The following is a 2,658-nucleotide window of genomic DNA, read 5'->3' on the forward strand; positions in this document are numbered from 1 at the left end:
TTTTTTATCTTAGCCTCGAGAGAATCACTCAACTCGTTATCATTATTATTATTAACAGATTATTGATAAATCATTATAATTTTGGTGATTTCAGTAGCTGGCAATATTCTCTCGTTATTCTGGCTATATTCATGACAGGCACATGGATCTGTGGGGCTGAGGTGGTTATTCCTAAATTGCTGGATGCACCATCAAAAATAAACTCCACTATGAGCAACGTGATTTTATTGCGTCTAGCGGCAGGAGTTTTCGTTGCATTGTGCATGGTGGCATGGGGAATCTTTGCTGCCAGTGGACTGTCCAGACAGTTTATTATTGGTTTGGCCATATCTGTTGCATTACGAGAAACTTTTATTGTAGGTTTAACATGGTACCAAAGCCAGGCTCGTCTCAAGTTACCTTGCCTCGTGCTGATGTTCGCTGCAATAATTAAACTCATTGTCATTTATTTTGGTGTAAGGAATCAATTGCCAATAAATTATCTTTGGGTGGCATGGGTTATTGAATCACTTTTACCTTGTGGCTTTATCTTTTATACTTTCAGAAAAGCTACAGGATTTAAATTCGTGAAGGTTGATTCTGAGATTTTTTCGTATTTTAAGATTGGTGTCGCCGTATGGTTTTGTTTGATTATGCAGCAGGTCACCATGAAATTTGATCGAGTATATCTCGAAGGAAAAATTTCTGGAGAAACGTATTCGAACTATGCAGCAGCACTTCAGTTAGTCGATAACTGGTATGCAATATGTATTCTGTTTGTTCAGGCAATCGCACCAATTTTTATATTTAAATTTATTGATATTACAACAATAAAAAGAAAATTGCCGTTCTGTATTTTCGCTACGCTTTCAGTAACCTGTGCTGGCGCACTGTTTACAACAATTCTTGCCGACATGATTATTCACGTCCTTTATGGTGCAAAACTCGTTTACGCATATAGTTATTTAAAAACATTTGTCTGGTTAACACCAATATTAGCTATAGATCAGTTGCTCAGTATGGTTCTAATTAGAATGAAGCAGTTAAAAAAATTAGCTATTAAGTGGTTGATAGCCTTCTGCCTGGTAGTGGCTATTGTTCCTGCCATTTTCCATTATATGGGGGTGAGTAACATCGTCATCGGTTTAGCAGTAGTCTACGCCTTTAATATAATTTATTCTACGAGGTGCATTAGTGCAGTACAATGATAAGATTTCAATAGTGGTCCCTGCTTACTGTGAACCATCGAAAGTTAAGCGCTTCATGGATGCTATACTGAATATTGATTATCCAAACAACCTTGTCGAATTAATTCTTATTGACGATTGTAGTCCGATTTCACTTGCAGAAATCGCAGGCTCGTATGCGGAAGCGTTTAAAGATAAGATAAATTTTTTATTCCACAGGAACCAAATAAATTCTGGCAGGGCAATTTCCCGTAACGTGGGTATTTCTCTCGCGACAAATTCGTTGATAATGTTTATTGATATCGACAACCTGCTTGAACCTAACGCATTAAAAAAGATCGTTTCTTTTTTCCATGACAAGAGCTATACAGCAGCCAGAATTAACATACGAATCGATCCCGCCAGACTCAACACCAGCAATTACCTCCGCTATTTTGACAGTCGTTATTTGGGGGCGCGTAACATGCCTGAAGGAATTATAAGCACTCGTTTCTTCGCAAGTGACGGCATTATCCTGACGCGTGATATAATTGACACAATTGGCGGTTTTGATGAAACTTTCTATCATTACGGCTGTGAAGATGAGGAACTTGGCATCCGAGTTTCAAAAGCAAAGTATGACTTTTATTTTTTACCCGATGCAAGAGCAGAAGACAGTGATACCCCAACTTTGCGCAGAGCTTCGGAAAGAATGGTTGTATATGCGTCAAAATCTTTCCCTGTTTTGAAAGAAAAACATCCGGAATGCGTGAAGGACAGTCTCTTTTCATCTTACGAAGTGATGTTGGAAGATACAAAACTCCTTAGTAAACTACTCATAAAGGCTATACATATTCTTCCAATAACAACGACACGAAAAATTCTGCTCTGCTTGTGTGATAAATTAGATTCAAAAACGATTAAAATACCCGATTTTGTATATAAAGTCGTATTGGCACTTTCATATATTGAAGGTGGAAGACTTCGACAGCTGAGGATGTAGGATGAGTATTTTTTTATTGTCCCCAGGGTTTGTATATGCTTCAATTTGGTTGTTTACAATTTTCTTATATTCGCTTGGATTGACGACTAATATTAGCCCTCTCTCAAGTGAGATGATGGTGTTTTTGTCAATCAATGTTGTTCTGGGGTTGATTTTTTCACTTCCATTTATCACTCCTGGCAGTATTAATCATGTTCGTCTTAAAGATATTATGCCATCTTGGCGGGCGACTAAAATATGGCTCATCATTTGGTGCTTTGCAATAATACCTGATGTGGTTGTTGCTGGTGGGATCCCAATGATTATGCAATTTAGGGGCGGCTATAACTATACCGAGTTCGGCATACCAACATATCATGGGATAGTTAATATGCTATTCCTTTTTGTTTTTCCGTCACTATATTATCATTTTCTTTTATCAAAACGGAAAAGTATACTTCTGGTAATTCTGTTAATGAGCATCTGGGAAATGATGGTCTTCAGACGTGGTATTCTGATGTCAGGTCTCGT

2 protein-coding genes and 1 pseudogene are annotated in these 2,658 nt (G+C 37.7%); all 3 read left to right on the top strand.

Translation table 11 applies throughout. From position 1 onward, the window contains the following. The coding region (gene wzx / locus IM295_RS22935) for an O45 family O-antigen flippase (protein ID WP_193067370.1) at nt 1-1,187 on the top strand (1,187 nt) is incomplete at its 5' end. Further along, entirely contained in the window at nt 1,174-2,148 is a 975-nt protein-coding gene (locus IM295_RS22940) for a glycosyltransferase family 2 protein (protein ID WP_028013777.1), read from the top strand. The genes wzx and IM295_RS22940, both read left to right, overlap by 14 nt. Before the next feature lies 1 nt (nt 2,149). Beyond that, nucleotides 2,150-2,658, top strand: a pseudogene (locus tag IM295_RS22945) (hypothetical protein); the annotation flags it as partial.

The organism is Enterobacter cloacae complex sp. P14RS, from assembly GCF_014895895.1.
GTDB lineage: Bacteria > Pseudomonadota > Gammaproteobacteria > Enterobacterales > Enterobacteriaceae > Enterobacter > Enterobacter bugandensis.